Annotated in this window: 13 protein-coding genes and 2 riboswitches; of the genes, 10 read left to right on the plus strand and 3 right to left on the minus strand. The window is 72.8% G+C overall.

Annotation, left to right across the window (positions count from 1 at the left end; all coding sequences use genetic code 11):
• Positions 1–51: 51 nt before the first annotated feature.
• Positions 52–180: riboswitch (cobalamin riboswitch) on the plus strand.
• Positions 181–434: 254 nt separating this feature from the next.
• From AB0N90_RS30940 to AB0N90_RS30970, 7 genes are all read left to right on the plus strand, one after another.
• Positions 435–1,958, plus strand: a complete 1,524-nt coding sequence (locus tag AB0N90_RS30940) for a CoA-acylating methylmalonate-semialdehyde dehydrogenase (protein ID WP_365202196.1) — start codon at positions 435–437, stop codon at positions 1,956–1,958.
• Between the two features lie 7 nt (positions 1,959–1,965).
• The gene (locus AB0N90_RS30945; protein WP_365202198.1) at positions 1,966–3,114 is read left to right on the plus strand and encodes an acyl-CoA dehydrogenase family protein; all 1,149 of its coding nucleotides are present in this window, start codon (positions 1,966–1,968) and stop codon (positions 3,112–3,114) included.
• Positions 3,111–4,190, plus strand: coding sequence for an enoyl-CoA hydratase/isomerase family protein (locus AB0N90_RS30950; protein ID WP_365202200.1), 1,080 nt, complete (start codon positions 3,111–3,113; stop codon positions 4,188–4,190). The genes AB0N90_RS30945 and AB0N90_RS30950 overlap by 4 nt, the downstream gene beginning before the upstream one ends.
• Positions 4,187–5,101 (plus strand): 3-hydroxyisobutyrate dehydrogenase, encoded by a 915-nt coding sequence (gene mmsB, locus AB0N90_RS30955; RefSeq protein WP_365202202.1) that lies wholly within the window; start codon positions 4,187–4,189, stop codon positions 5,099–5,101. Before AB0N90_RS30950 ends, mmsB begins: the two co-directional genes overlap by 4 nt.
• Positions 5,098–5,877: an enoyl-CoA hydratase gene (locus AB0N90_RS30960; protein ID WP_361673625.1), complete on the plus strand. Its 780-nt coding sequence runs from the start codon at positions 5,098–5,100 to the stop codon at positions 5,875–5,877. Before mmsB ends, AB0N90_RS30960 begins: the two co-directional genes overlap by 4 nt.
• A 52-nt stretch (positions 5,878–5,929) precedes the next feature.
• A riboswitch (cobalamin riboswitch) is annotated at positions 5,930–6,083 on the plus strand.
• Positions 6,084–6,119: 36 nt separating this feature from the next.
• Complete coding sequence (locus AB0N90_RS30965) at positions 6,120–6,335, plus strand: CbtB-domain containing protein (RefSeq protein ID WP_085567776.1); 216 nt, start codon at positions 6,120–6,122, stop codon at positions 6,333–6,335.
• 25 nt (positions 6,336–6,360) lie between these two features.
• A complete protein-coding gene (locus tag AB0N90_RS30970; protein ID WP_365202204.1) occupies positions 6,361–7,233 on the plus strand; it encodes a CbtA family protein in 873 nt (290 codons plus the stop codon).
• 128 nt (positions 7,234–7,361) lie between these two features.
• Here the strand turns inward: AB0N90_RS30970 and AB0N90_RS30975 are convergent, their stop codons facing one another.
• Entirely contained in the window at positions 7,362–7,937 is a 576-nt protein-coding gene (locus tag AB0N90_RS30975) for a histidine phosphatase family protein (RefSeq protein WP_365202206.1), read from the minus strand.
• Between the two features lie 22 nt (positions 7,938–7,959).
• Positions 7,960–9,405 (minus strand): short-chain fatty acyl-CoA regulator family protein, encoded by a 1,446-nt coding sequence (locus tag AB0N90_RS30980; protein WP_365202208.1) that lies wholly within the window; start codon positions 9,403–9,405, stop codon positions 7,960–7,962.
• 193 nt (positions 9,406–9,598) lie between these two features.
• Between AB0N90_RS30980 and AB0N90_RS30985 the strand changes: the two genes are divergently transcribed.
• Genes AB0N90_RS30985 through AB0N90_RS30995 form a run of 3 tightly spaced genes read left to right on the plus strand, consistent with a single transcriptional unit; the run spans position 9,599 to position 13,168 of the window.
• Positions 9,599–11,104, plus strand: coding sequence for an MmgE/PrpD family protein (locus tag AB0N90_RS30985; RefSeq protein WP_365202210.1), 1,506 nt, complete (start codon positions 9,599–9,601; stop codon positions 11,102–11,104).
• On the plus strand, positions 11,104–12,009 hold the full coding sequence (gene prpB / locus AB0N90_RS30990; RefSeq protein WP_365202212.1) for a methylisocitrate lyase: 906 nt from the start codon (positions 11,104–11,106) through the stop codon (positions 12,007–12,009). Before AB0N90_RS30985 ends, prpB begins: the two co-directional genes overlap by 1 nt.
• Before the next feature lie 19 nt (positions 12,010–12,028).
• A complete protein-coding gene (locus AB0N90_RS30995) occupies positions 12,029–13,168 on the plus strand; it encodes a bifunctional 2-methylcitrate synthase/citrate synthase (RefSeq protein WP_365202214.1) in 1,140 nt (379 codons plus the stop codon).
• Here the strand turns inward: AB0N90_RS30995 and AB0N90_RS31000 are convergent.
• A complete protein-coding gene (locus tag AB0N90_RS31000; protein WP_365202216.1) occupies positions 13,108–14,058 on the minus strand; it encodes an SDR family NAD(P)-dependent oxidoreductase in 951 nt (316 codons plus the stop codon). The genes AB0N90_RS30995 and AB0N90_RS31000 overlap by 61 nt on opposite strands.
• Positions 14,059–14,090: the final 32 nt, after the last annotated feature.

The raw sequence follows: 14,090 nt of genomic DNA on the forward strand, positions 1-14,090 counted from the left end.
GATTTACTAGGACGTCCAACTATATATTCGGGGGAGAAGGCCCGCGGTGCAGGGAAGCCGGTGCGAATCCGGCGCGGTCCCGCCACTGTGACCGGGGAGTACGCCGTCGACAGGTACGCCACTGACGAGCTGGATGTCGGGAAGGCGGACGGCGCGCGCTGATCCGGGAGTCAGGATACCGGCCGCGGGATGTTCCGTGTTGTCCACGAGGATGGAGCCGACACGCATGGCACCCCTGCGCACCCATGATCCCGGCGCGAGCCGACGCGGGCCGTCCCCGCGCGGCAATCCCGCCGTACCGGTCTGAGGGCTCGTCCCGCCACCGCGTCTTTCGCGCCGCCCCGGCACGCCCATGTGCGCCCTCGCGCACCCCGGCCGTGTGCCGCCGCTGCGCGCCATCCCGGATCACCCCCACCTGACGAGAGCAGGCAGCCATGATCCGTCCCCAAGCACCCTCCGCCGTACGCGAGTTGACCCACTTCGTCGACGGCGAGCACTTCCTGGGCACCTCCGGGTCCCACAGCGAGGTGTACGACCCCAACACCGGCGAGGTCCAGGCCCTGGTGCCGCTCGCCGACCGGGGCGAGACCACGGCGGCGATCACCTCCGCCGCCGAGGCACAGCGCGCCTGGGCCGAGTGGAACCCGCAGCGCCGCGCCCGCGTCCTGCTGCGCTTCCTCCAGCTCGCCGAGCAGGAGAAGGACACGCTCGCCCGGCTGCTGTCGGCCGAGCACGGCAAGACCGTCGCCGACGCCCACGGCGACCTCCAGCGCGGACTGGATGTCGTGGAGTTCGCCGCCGGCATCCCGCACCTGCTCAAGGGCGAGTTCAGCGACAACGCCGGCACCGGCATCGATGTGCACTCCCTGCGCGCACCCCTCGGCGTCATCGCGGGCATCACCCCGTTCAACTTCCCCGCCATGATCCCGCTCTGGCAGGCCGCACCCGCGCTGGCCTGCGGCAACGCCTTCGTCCTCAAGCCCTCCGAGCGCAACCCCTCGGTGCCGCTGCGGCTCGCCGAACTCTTCCTGGAGGCGGGCCTGCCGCCGGGCGTGCTCAATGTCGTCAACGGCGCCCGGGACGCCGTCGACACCCTCCTGGAGGACCCGCGCGTCGCCGCCCTCGGCTTCGTCGGCTCCACCCCGATCGCCGCGCACGTCTACGCCACCGCCGCCGCCCACGGCAAGCGCGCCCAGTGCTTCGGCGGCGCCAAGAACCATCTGATCGTGATGCCGGACGCCGATCTGGACCAGGCGGTGGACGCGCTGATCGGCGCCGGGTACGGCTCGGCCGGTGAGCGCTGCATGGCGATCTCGGTCGCCGTGCCGGTCGGCGAGGCCACGGCGGACGCCCTCGTCGCCCGGCTCACCGAACGCATCGCCGCCCTGCGCATCGGCCGCAGCGACGACCCCGAGGCCGACTTCGGCCCGCTGGTCGCCCCCGAGGCCCTGCGCAGGGTCCGCGACTACGTCGACCTCGGTGTCCAGGAGGGCGCCGAACTCGTCGTGGACGGACGGGACTTCGTGCTCCCCGGCCATGAGAAGGGCTTCTTCGCCGGAGCCTCCCTCTTCGACCGGGTCACCCCGGACATGCGGATCTACCAGGAGGAGATCTTCGGCCCGGTCCTCTCGGTCGTGCGCGCCGCCGACTACGAGGAGGCCCTGCGCCTGCCCAGCGAGCACCGCTACGGCAACGGCGTCGCGATCTTCACCCGCGACGGGGACACCGCCCGCGACTTCACCCGCCGGGTGAACACCGGCATGGTCGGCGTGAACGTGCCCATCCCGGTGCCCGTCGCCCACCACACCTTCGGCGGCTGGAAGCGCTCCGGCTTCGGCGACCTCGGCCAGCACGGCCCGGACGCGATCCGCTTCTGCACCCGCACCAAGACCGTCACCTCCCGCTGGCCCGCCGGCCGCCGCGAGGGCGCCTCCTTCACGATCCCCACGATGGGCTGAGCGCCGTATGACCACCACCCTGCTCACCGAGGACCAGCAGGCCCTCGTCGAGACCACCCTCGACTTCGCCCAGGACCACCTCGCCCCGCACGCCCTGGACTGGGACCGCCACAAGCACTTCCCCGTCGACGTCCTGCGCAAGGCCGCGGGGCTCGGCCTCGGCGGCGTCTACGTGCGTGAACAGCACGGCGGATCCGCCCTCGGCCGCGCCGACGGCGTGCTCGTCTTCGAGGCCCTGGCCTCCGGCTGCCCCGCCATCGCCGGCTATCTGTCCATCCACAACATGGTCGCCTGGATGATCGACCGCTACGGCGACGACGCCCAGCGCGAGCGGTGGCTGCCCCGGCTGTGCGCGATGGACGACCTCGCGAGCTACTGCCTGACCGAACCCGGCGCCGGTTCCGACGCGGCCGCCCTCACCACCCGCGCCGCAGCCGACGGCGACCACTACGTGCTCACCGGCGTCAAACAGTTCATCTCCGGCGCGGGCGCCGCCCAGGTGTACGTGGTGATGGCCCGCACCGGCGAACCCGGCCCCCGCGGCATCTCCGCCTTCCTGGTCGACAAGGACGACCCCGGCATCTCCTTCGGCCCGAACGAACGCAAGATGGGCTGGCACGCCCAGCCCACCCGCCAGGTCGTCCTGGACGGCGTCCGGATCCCCGCCGACCGGCTCCTCGGCCGTGCGGGCGAGGGCTTCCGGATCGCGATGAACGGCCTGAACGGCGGCCGCCTCGGCATCGCCGCCTGCTCCCTCGGCGGCGCCCGCAGCGCCCTGGACCGCAGCCTCGCCCATCTCGCCGACCGGGAGGCGTTCGGCGCCCGCCTCCTGGACGCCCAGGCCCTGCGCTTCCGCCTCGCCGACATGGCGACCGAGCTGACCGCGGCCCGCGCCCTGGTCCAGCAGGCGGCCCGCGCCCTGGACGCCGGGGACCCGCAGGCGCCGTATCTGTGCGCCATGGCGAAGCGGTTCGCCACCGACACCGGGTACTCGGTCGCCGACCGCGCCCTGCAACTGCACGGCGGATACGGGTACCTCGCCGAGTACGGCATTGAGAAGATCGTCCGCGACCTTCGCGTCCACCAGATCCTGGAAGGAACCAACGAGATCATGCGCGTCATCGTGGCCCGCGGCCTGACGGAGGCCCTCGGATGAGCAACGACACCGAGGAACCCGTCCTCCTGCGCACCGAAGGCCGGGCCGCCCGGATCATCCTCAACCGGCCCAGGGCCCTCAACGCCCTCACCCATGAGATGGTCACCCGCATCGACGCGGCGCTGACCGACTGGGAGCACGATCCGGCCGTGCGGACCGTCGTCATCAGCGGTGCCGGAGCGCGCGGACTGTGCGCGGGCGGCGACATCCGCGCCATCCACGACGACGCCCGGACGGGCGACGGCACCGCCTCGGCCGCGTTCTGGCGGGACGAGTACCACCTCAACGCCCGTACCGCCCGCTACCCCAAGCCCTATGTCGCCCTCATGGACGGCATCGTGATGGGCGGCGGGGTCGGCGTCTCCGCGCACGGCGGCGTCCGCGTCGTCACCGAGCGCTCGCGGATCGCGATGCCGGAGACCGGGATCGGCTTCATCCCGGACGTCGGCGGCACCCACCTCCTCTCCCGCGCACCCGGCGAGCTCGGCACCCATCTCGCCCTGACGGGAAACCAGATCGGCGCCGGTGACGCCCTGCTGTGCGGGCTCGCCGACCACTACGTGCCCTCCGACGCCCTGGACGCCCTGCTGGCCGACCTCGCCGCGCTGCCCGTGACCGAGGCCCTGGCCCGGCACGAACAGCCCGCGCCGAAGGGGGTGTTGACCGAGCAGCGGAGCTGGATCGACGCCTGCTATTCCGCCGACTCCGTCGAGGAGATCGTCGAGCGGCTGTGCGCGCACGGCGGCACGGAGGCCAAGGAGGCGGCCGAGACCCTCCTCGCCAAGTCGCCCACCGCGCTCAAGGTCACCCTGGCGGCCCTCCGCCGCGCCCGGCGGCTCGGGACCCTGGAGGAGGTCCTCGACCAGGAGTACCGCGTCTCGTGCGTCGGGCTGAAGAGCCCCGACCTGGTGGAGGGCGTCCGCGCCCAGATCATCGACAAGGACCGCGACCCGCACTGGTCACCGGCGACCCTGGCCGAGGTCACCGACGCCGACGTGGAGCGCTTCTTCGCCCCGCTCGGCGACCGCGAACTCGGGCTCGCGGGGCCCGGCGGTACGACGGGGGCGACGCGGTGAGCGGGGACGGCGGGGCGCGCCGCACCGTCGCCTTCATCGGGCTCGGGCACATGGGCGGTCCGATGGCCGCCAACCTGGTCGGGGCCGGGCATCGGGTACGCGGACACGACCTGGTGCCCGAGGCCCTGGCGGCCGCCGCGCGGGCCGGGGTGGAACCCGCCGGATCCGCGCCCGCGGCGGTGGCCGACGCGGACACCGTGATCACCATGCTCCCCGCGGGCCGCCATGTCCTGGACCTCTACGACACCCTCCTCGGGGCGGCCCGGCCCGGCACCCTCTTCGTCGACTGCTCCACCATCGACGTCGCCGACGCCCGCACCGCTCATGAGCGCGCCGTCGCCGCCGGGATGCGGGCGCTGGACGCACCCGTCTCCGGCGGAGTGGTCGGCGCCGAGGCCGGCACGCTGACCTTCATGGCCGGCGGCGGGGAGGCCGAATTCGCGGGCGCCCGGCCCCTGTTGGACGTCATGGGCGGCAAGGCCGTGCACTGCGGCGGCCCCGGCGCCGGGCAGGCGGCGAAGATCTGCAACAACATGATCCTCGGCGTCTCCATGATCGCCGTGAGCGAGGCGTTCGTCCTCGGGGAGCGTCTGGGACTGTCCCACCAGGCCCTGTTCGACGTCGCGTCCACGGCGTCCGGGCAGTGCTGGGCGCTCAGCGTCAACTGCCCGGTCCCGGGCCCGGTCCCGGCGAGCCCCGCCAACCGGGACTACCGGCCCGGCTTCGCCGCCGCGCTCATGGCCAAGGATCTGGGCCTCGCCGCCAACGCCGTCAAGGCGGGCGGCGTGCAGGCCGAACTCGGTCTCAGGGCCGCCGAGTTGTACGCCGAATACGCCGAACGGGTCGGTGCCGCCGAGGACTTCTCCGGCATCGTACGCACCATCAGGGAACAGAGCGGAGAGCGCGCATGAGCACCGAGTACGAGACGATCCGGGTCGAGCGCAAGGGCCGTACCGCCCTGCTCACCCTCGACCGCCCCAAGGCCCTCAACGCGCTGAACCTCCAGGTCATGAACGAGGTCGTGGCCGCGACCGAGGCCCTGGACCGGGACCCGGAGTGCGGCTGCGTCGTGATCACCGGCTCGGCGAAGGCGTTCGCCGCGGGCGCCGACATCAAGGAGATGAGCCCCAAGGGGTACATGGACATGTACCTCGCCGACTGGTTCACCGCCTGGGACCGGCTCGGACAGCTGCGCACCCCGACCGTCGCCGCGGTCTCCGGGTACGCCCTCGGCGGCGGCTGCGAACTGGCCATGCTCTGCGACATCCTGCTCGCCGCCGACACCGCCGTCTTCGGGCAGCCCGAGATCAAACTCGGGGTGATCCCCGGGATCGGCGGCTCCCAGCGGCTGACCCGGGCCGTCGGCAAGGCCAAGGCCATGGAGCTGGTGCTGACCGGCCGCACCATGGACGCCGTCGAGGCCGAGCGCGCCGGGCTCGTCTCCCGGATCGTCCCCGCCGCCGAGCTGCTCGCCGAGGCCCTCGCCGTCGCCGAGGTCGTCGCCGGGATGTCGCTGCCGGTGGCGATGATGGCCAAGGAGGCGGTGGGCCGGGCCTTCGAGACCACCCTCGCGGAAGGCGTCCGCTTCGAACGGCGGCTCTTCCACGCGGTGTTCGCGACCGCCGACCAGAAGGAGGGGATGGCCGCCTTCGTGGACAAGCGGCCGCCGGAGTTCCGGCACCGCTGACCCGGGAGGTGCGTCCCTTCGACCTGAGGGGTGCGTCTCCCGGCCACTTGTCTGATTGACGGACGATGCTGGTTTCCGTACGCTCCGCTTGTAGTGATGGCCTGAGGAAGCTGGTGGGAATCCAGCACGGTCGCGCCACTGTGTACGTGCCCCTCCGCGAGGGCGGGCACGAAGTCAGACACCGGGCCATCGCGACGCTCCACTGGCTGAGGGACGCACGATCCCCTGAAGGAGGCTCACTCATGAGCAGTCTGTCCGCGCCCGCCGCACTCCCCACCCCCGTCGTCCTCCCGGCGACGAAGGCCGTCTTCTGGCTGGTCGGGACCGCGCTCTTCGCGCTGGCGATCTACTACTTCATCGGGGTCGACCAGGGCGCCTACTCCGTCTTCGGCAAGGACATGCACGTCCACGAGTTCGTGCACGACGCCCGCCACTTCCTGGGCTTCCCCTGCCACTGACGAGAGCAAGCACGGACATCTGAACATGGAAAAGAGACTCATTCTGCGCGGCGTCATCGCCGGCGCAGTCGCCGGGCTGCTCGCCTTCGTCTTCGCACGGATCTTCGCCGAGCCCCAGATCGCCAAGGCGATCGACTACGAGAGCGGCCGCGACGCCGCGCAGGCCGTCCTCGACAAGGCCGCCGGGATCACGGCCGAGGCCGAGGGCCCCGACATCTTCAGCCGGACGATCCAGGCCAACGTCGGCATCGGCGTGGGCATGGTCCTCTTCGGCGTCGCCATGGGCGCGCTCTTCGCCGTCGCCTACGCGATCTGCCTCGGCCGCGTCGGCAAGCTGCGCCCGCGCAACCTCGCCATGCTGGTGGCGCTGGGCGGCTTCGTCGGCATGTACCTGGTGCCGTTCATCAAGTACCCGGCCAACCCGCCGGCCATCGGCCACCCCGAGACGATCAAGGACCGGGGCAATCTCTACCTGGCCATGGTGGTCTGCTCGGTGGTCTTCCTCGTGGCCGCCGTCTGGCTCGGCAAGCGCCTCCAGCCGCGCTACGGCAACTGGAACGCCACGCTGCTCGCCGCCGGCGCCTATGTGGTGGCCATCGGCATCGTGATGGCGCTGCTCCCCGCGCTCGGCGAACTCTCCGCCAATGTCAAGGAGTACGGCCACCACGCCACCGAGACCCCGCTGCCCCTGACCAACTCCAAGGGCACCATCGTCTACCCGGGCTTCCCGGCGGACGTCCTGGCCTCCTTCCGCTTCTACTCCGTCGCCGCCCAGGCCCTGCTCTGGGCGACCCTGGGCCTCGTCTTCGCCCCCATGGCCGAGCGGCTGCTCGACCCGGCGGCGCGGGCGGCCGCGAAACCGGCACCCCGGCAGCCGGAAGAGGTCGGCGCCGCCTGACCCACGCCGACCGGCGTGATCACATCCACGCCGACCGGCGCGCAGGACGCACCGAGGGCCGTATCGAGGGCCATACCGAGGGCCGCACCCCCAACAGGGTGCGGCCCTCGGCCCGTTGGCAGCCGGGTTCACGCCTCCGGCGCGACCAAGGGCCCCCCGAGCCGCAGATTCCACCGCCCGGCCCGCCCGCTGAGCTCCGTCGCCGTCAACGGCACCACGTCCAGCCGCCAGAACGCGCTCATGGGCAGCCCTAGCGCCCCGACGACCGCGGCCCGTACGATCTCCGGCTCGACCACGGCCACCGTACGGCCGTCCGCCGCGCCGTCCAGCCAGGCCCCGACCCGTGCGCACACCTCCCGCACCGACTCCCCGCCGTGGCCCGCCCATCCGGGGTCGGTGAGCCAGTGGCCCAGGGACTCCGGCTCGGCCCCCGTCACCTCGTCCAGGGTGCGTCCGCGCCAGCGGCCCACGTCCACGCCCCGCAGCGCGGGCGCCTCCACACCGCCGTCGAGGCCGAGGGCATGCGCCGTCTCCCGGCAGCGCGTACTCGCGGACACCACCACCCGGGCGGGCACGGGCAGCGACCCGGCCGCCGAGCGGGCCCGCGCCGCCCCGAGGTCCTCGATGGAGTCGCCGTCGTAGAAGCGGGCCCGGCGCAGTGCGGGGGTCATGGCGGGGGAGACGAGAAGGATACGGCTGGTCACGCGGGACACTCCTGCGGGGTCGTCAAGGGGTACGGGTCTCCACCGGGTACGGCACGTACGTGCGCCGGTCCGGATCGATGGCGAGGTGTCCGCCGGCCGGTGGCCGGGCCCGCTGGGCGCAGTCGCGGCGCTCGCAGATCCGGCAGCCCAGGCCGATCGGGGTGGCGGCCCGCGGGTCGTCCAGGGCGATGCCCTCGGCGTACACCAGCCGGTGCGCGTGGCGCAGTTCGCAGCCGAGGGCGACGGCGAACTCGGCGCGCGGCGCGTGATGCCCGAACCCGCCCCGGGTGATGGTGCGCGCCACCCAGAAGTACCGCTTGCCGTCCGGCATCTCGGCGACCTGGGTGAGTATCCGGCCGGGCGCGGAGAACGCCTCGTACACCGTCCACAGCGGGCAGGTGCCGCCGAGCCGGGAGAAGTGGAAGTCGGTCGCCGACTGCCGCTTGGAGATGTTGCCGGCCCGGTCGACCCGCAGGAAGGAGAACGGCACCCCCCGGCGTCCGGTGCGCTGGAGGGTGCTCAGCCGGTGGCAGACCGTCTCGAAGCCGACGCCGAAGCGGGCGGACAGCAATTCGATGTCGTAGCGCACCTCCTCGGCCGCCGCGTGGAAGGTGGTGTACGGCATCAGGAGCGCGCCCGCGAAGTAGTTCGCGAGGCCGATGCGGGCCAGTGCGGTGGACTCGGGTGAGGTCAACTCGGTCGCGTGATCGGCGAGTTGGCCGAGCAGTGCGCCGTGTTCCAGCAGGGCGAGCTGGGTGGCGAGCTGGAAGGCGCGGCGGCCGTCGCTGAGCCAGGGGGAGAGGAACAGCAGCCCGGACTCGGGGTCGTAGCGGCGGGCGTCGGCGAGCCGCCCCGGGCCCGCCTGCACCACCCGTACCCCGTGCCGCTCGGCGAGCCGGGCCACCAGCGGCTCGGCGGCCCGGCCCGGACGCAGCGCCAGCGCCTCGGCGATCCGCTCGGCCTCGGTGTCCAGCGGCTCGAAGTGGTTGTGGTGGGCGTAGAAGAAATCCCGCACCTCGTCGTGCGGTTCACCGGGCAGCAGCCGGGCGCCGCCGCCCGCGCCTGGGGTGGCCAGCGCGGCGGCCTGCTCGGCGGTGTCCCGGTAGCGGCGGTGCAGGGCCACCAGGGCGCGGGCCACCTCCGGATGGGCGCGGGCGGCCTCGGTGATCTCCTCCTCGGGCGGCGGTGGCACCCCGCACGCCTCGTCGGCGAGCGCGGAGCGCAGCTCGGTCGCGAGGCGGTCGCCCTCGGCCTCCGAGAAGAACTCGGTGTCGACGCCGAAGACCTCGGCGATCCGCAGCAGCACGGGTGCCGTCAGCGGGCGCTGGCTCTGTTCGAGCTGGTTGGCGTAGCTGGTGGAGATGCCGAGCGCGCGGGCCATGTCGACCTGGTTCATCCCGTGCTCGCGGCGCAGCCGGCGCAGCTTGGAGTGGGCGTAGATCTTCCGTTCGGCCGTTCGCCCGGCCATGCGCACACCTCCTGATTCTGGGTGCCTGTCCTGCGAACATAGCATTCGCAGGATTCGCAGATTTCACAGATTCGCAGGTCCGCTCTGTACGGAATCCGCACTTTGGGGTGGTGGCCGCCGGGCCCGCGGCGGGGCAGGCTCGATCACATCCCCCGAGGTCCCTCCCTCCAGCCCCGACATCGCGAGGAGTCCCGTGATCGAGCATCACGTCCGTGTCCACCCCAGCGCCGACCGCCTGCCCCGCGAGGAGCAGCTCGCCTGGAAGCTCGCCGCCGTGGCCACCGGCACCGAGGAGCTGGCCCCGGACAGCGCGGCCATGGCCGTCAACCGGGTGATCGACAACGCCTCGGTCGCGGTCGCCTCCCTGCTGCGCCGCCCGGTCGCCGTCGCCCGCGCCCAGGCCGCCGCCCACCGCGCCCCGCGGCACGGCGCCTCCGTCTTCGGTGCCCCGTACCGGGTCAGCCCCGAGTGGGCCGCCTGGGCCAATGGCACGGCGGTGCGCGAACTCGACTACCACGACACGTACTTGGCGGCCGACTACTCCCACCCCGGCGACAACATCCCGCCGCTGCTCGCCGTCGCCCAGCACACCGGCCGCACCGGCGCCGATCTGCTGCGGGCCGTCGTCGCCGCCTACGAGATCCATGTCGCCCTGGTCAAGGGCATCTGCCTGCACGAGCACCGCATCGACCATGTCGCCCACCTCGGCGCGGCCACCGCCTGCGGCCTGGGCGCCCTGCTGCGGCTGCCCACCGAGACGGTGTACCAGGCCGTCCAGCAGACCGTGCACACCACCACCTCGACCCGCCAGTCCCGCAAGGGCGAGATCTCCAGCTGGAAGGCGTACGCCCCCGCCTTCGCCGGAAAGGCGGCCATCGAGGCCGTCGACCGGGCGATGCGCGGCGAGACCTCCCCCTCCCCGATCTACGAGGGCGAGGACGGCTTCCTGGCCCGGATGCTGGACGGCCCCGGCTGCGACTACACGGTGTGGCTGCCCGAGCCGGGCGAGCCGCGCCGCGCGATCCTCGACACCTACACCAAGGAGCACTCCGCCGAGTACCAGGCCCAGGCGATCATCGACCTGGCCCGGCGGCTGCGCGAGAAGACCCCGCTGGACAAGGTGCGTTCGGTGGTGCTGCACACCAGCCACCACACCCACCACGTCATCGGCTCCGGCGCGAACGACCCGCAGAAGTACGACCCGGCGGCCAGCCGCGAGACCCTCGACCACTCGGTGCCGTACATCCTCGCGGTCGCCCTGGAGGACGGCACCTGGCACCACGAGCGCTCCTACGCCCCCGAGCGGGCGCGGCGCCCGGAGACCGTGGAGCTGTGGCGGAAGATCAGCACCGTCGAGGACCCGGAGTGGACCCGCCGCTACCACGACCCCGACCCCGCGCGCCGGGCGTTCGGCGGACGGGCCGTGATCACCCTGGCGGACGGCACGGTGATCGAGGACGAGCTGGCCGTCGCCGACGCCCACCCGGCCGGTGCCCGCCCCTTCGACCGGGCCGCCTACACGGGCAAGTTCCGCACCCTCGCCGAGAACACCGTCGCCCCCGCCGCCCAGGACCGCTTCCTCGCCGCCGCCGAGCACCTGGCCGACCTGTCCGCCCCCGACCTGGACGGCCTGTTCCCCGCCGTGGACACCGGGGCCGTCGCGGAGTACGACGCACGTCTGCCGAAGGGCCTGTTCTGATGCTGCACACCCGCACCACCCCCGCCGCACGCCGCCGCGCCCTGCGTCAACGGCTCCAAGAAGGGCGGCTGTTGATGATGCCGGGCGCTCTCAACCCGCTGTCCGCCCGGCTGATCCAGGACACCGGCTTCGAGGCCGCCTACCTCTCCGGTGCGGTGCTCGCCGCCGATCTGGGCCTGCCCGACATCGGCCTGACCACGTCCACCGAGATCGCCGCCCGCGCCCAGCAGACCACCAGGGCGACCGACCTGCCCGTCCTGATCGACGCGGACACCGGCTTCGGCGAACCGATGAACGCCGCCCGCACGGTCCAGCTGATGGAGGACGCGGGCCTGGCCGGGCTGCATCTGGAGGACCAGGTCAACCCCAAGCGCTGCGGCCACCTCGACGGCAAGTCGGTCGTCGCGCGCGAGGAGATGACCCGCCGGATCCGGGCCGCCGTGGACGCCCGCCGCGACCCAGACTTCCTCCTCATGGCCCGCACCGACGCCCGCGCGATCGAGGGGCTGGACGCGGCGATCGACCGGGCCAAGGCGTACGTCGACGCGGGCGCCGACGCGATCTTCCCCGAAGCCCTCGCCGACGAGCGGGAGTTCGAGGCGTTCCGCGCGGCGGTCGGGGTGCCGCTGCTCGCCAACATGACCGAGTTCGGCAAGTCCCGCCTGCTGGACGCGCACACCCTCCAGAACCTCGGCTACGACATCGCGCTCTACCCCGTCACCCTGCTGCGCCTCGCCATGGGCGCCGTCGAGGACGGGCTGCGCACCCTGGCCGCCGAAGGCACCCAGGAGACCCTGCTGCCCCGTATGCAGGCCCGCTCCCGGCTGTACGAACTCCTCGGCTACGCCGACTACTCGGCCTTCGACTCGGCCGTCCACGACTTCACGCTGCCGCCCGGCGCCTGACCCACCGGAGACGATCCCCATGACCATCCATCGCGGACTCGCCGGTGTCGTCGTCGACACCACCGAGATCTCCACCGTCATCCAGGAGACCAACTCCCTGACCTACCGCGGCTATCCGGTCCAGGACCTGGCCGCCCGCCGCTCCTTCGAGGAGGTCGCGTATCTGCTCTGGTACGGCGAACTGCCCGACGCCGGACAGCTGCGGGCGTTCCAGGCCCGTGAGCGCGCCCTTCGCCCGCTCGACCGCACCACCGCCGAACTGCTGGCCCGGCTGCCCGAGACCTGTCACCCGATGGACGTACTGCGCACCGCCGTCAGCTTCTTCGGCGCCGAGGACCCCACCGAGGACGACGGCAGTCCCGCCGCCAACCGCGCCAAGTCCCTGACCCTGCTGGCGAAACTGCCCACCGTTGCCGCCGCCGACCAGCGCCGCCGAAAGGGCCTCGACCCGATCCCGCCCGACCCGGACCTCGGCTACGCGGAGAACTTCTTCCACATGTGCTTCGGCACGGTGCCCGACCCCGAGACGGTCCGCTGCTTCGAGATCTCCCTCGTCCTGTACGCCGAACACAGCTTCAACGCCTCGACGTTCACCGCCCGCGTGGTCACCTCCACCCTCTCCGACCTCTACAGCGCGGTCACCGCCGCCATCGGCGCCCTCAAGGGCCCCCTGCACGGCGGCGCCAACGAGGCCGTGATGCACATGCTGGAGGAGATCGGCGACCCGCGCCGCGCCGAGGAATGGCTGGACCGGGCCCTCGCCGACAAGCGGAAGATCATGGGCTTCGGGCATCGCGTCTACAAGGAGGGCGACTCCAGGGTCCCCATCATGCAGGGCGCGTTGGACCGTCTGGTGGCCCGCGCCGCCGACCCGGACACCACCCGGCTGGCCACCCTGCACGCCGCCCTGCGGCACGCCATGCTCCAGCGCAAGGGCATCCACCCGAACCTGGACTACCCGGCCGGCCTCGCCTACCACCTGATGGGCTTCGACATCCCGGCCTTCACCCCGATCTTCGTGATGAGCCGGATCACCGGCTGGACCGCCCACATCACCGAACAACTCGGCCACAACGCCCTGATCCGGCCCCTCGCCTCCTACGCGGGGCCGGACCAGCGGGCGGTGCCGGTCAGCTCCTCGCTGGCGGCCCACAGCTGAGCGGCGACGGCCGGATCGGCCATGTGGGAGGGCACGGGCTCACTGCGCGGGGTGCCCCGCAGCCCGAAGACCCGGGGCCCCCACAGCTGCCCTCCCGTCACCTCCGGGTCGAGGACGGCACGGACGACGGGCCACGCTCCGGCCTCCTTGCCCTGCACCAGCAGCGCGGCAGGCAGCGCGCGCAGCCGCGCGCCGGAGGTCGTCCGGTGGACCGGCGGACGGGACGGGGTGAGGGAGTCCAGCGCGCCGCCGGGGTGGGCCACCACACTGAGCACCGTGCTCCCGGCGGCACGCAGCCGGCGGTCGAGTTCGAAGCCGAACGACATCTGCGCAAGCTTCGACCGGCCGTACGTCTGCTTGGGCCGGTAGTCCCGGGCCGACTGGAGATCGCCGAGGTCCAGTCGCTCGGACCGCGCCGCGAAGCTGCCCACCGTCACCACGCGGCCCGCCCGCGCCGCGGACAGCAGCGGAGCCAGCCAACGGGTCAGCGCGAAGTGGCCGAGGTGGTTGGTGGCGAACATCAGCTCATGGCCGTCCGCGGTCTCCCGGCGCGGCGGGGCGTCGAGCGCGACCCCCGCGTTGTGGACCACCGCGTCGAGCCGATCGAGGTCCAGCCCCTCCACGGCGGCCTTGAGGGACGACAGGTCGGCGAGGTCAAGGCGCAGGTGCCGTACCCGCGCGCCGGGAACGCGTGAACGGATCGAGGCCATGGCGGCCTCGGCCTTCGCGCGGTCCCGGCAGCCCAGTACGACGACGGCACCGGTGGCCGCGAGCTGCTCCGCGGTGAAGTAGCCGATCCCGGCGTTGCCCCCGGTGACCAGGAAGTTCCTGCCCTCGGCGGAGGGCAGCCGATGAACGTCCCACGGGCGGCTGTGCGTTGCGGAAGACACGATGACAGGCTCCTTGCGCTCGGGGGCCGTGT

This window comes from Streptomyces sp. NPDC093018 (genome assembly GCF_040684035.1).
GTDB lineage: Bacteria > Actinomycetota > Actinomycetes > Streptomycetales > Streptomycetaceae > Streptomyces > Streptomyces murinus.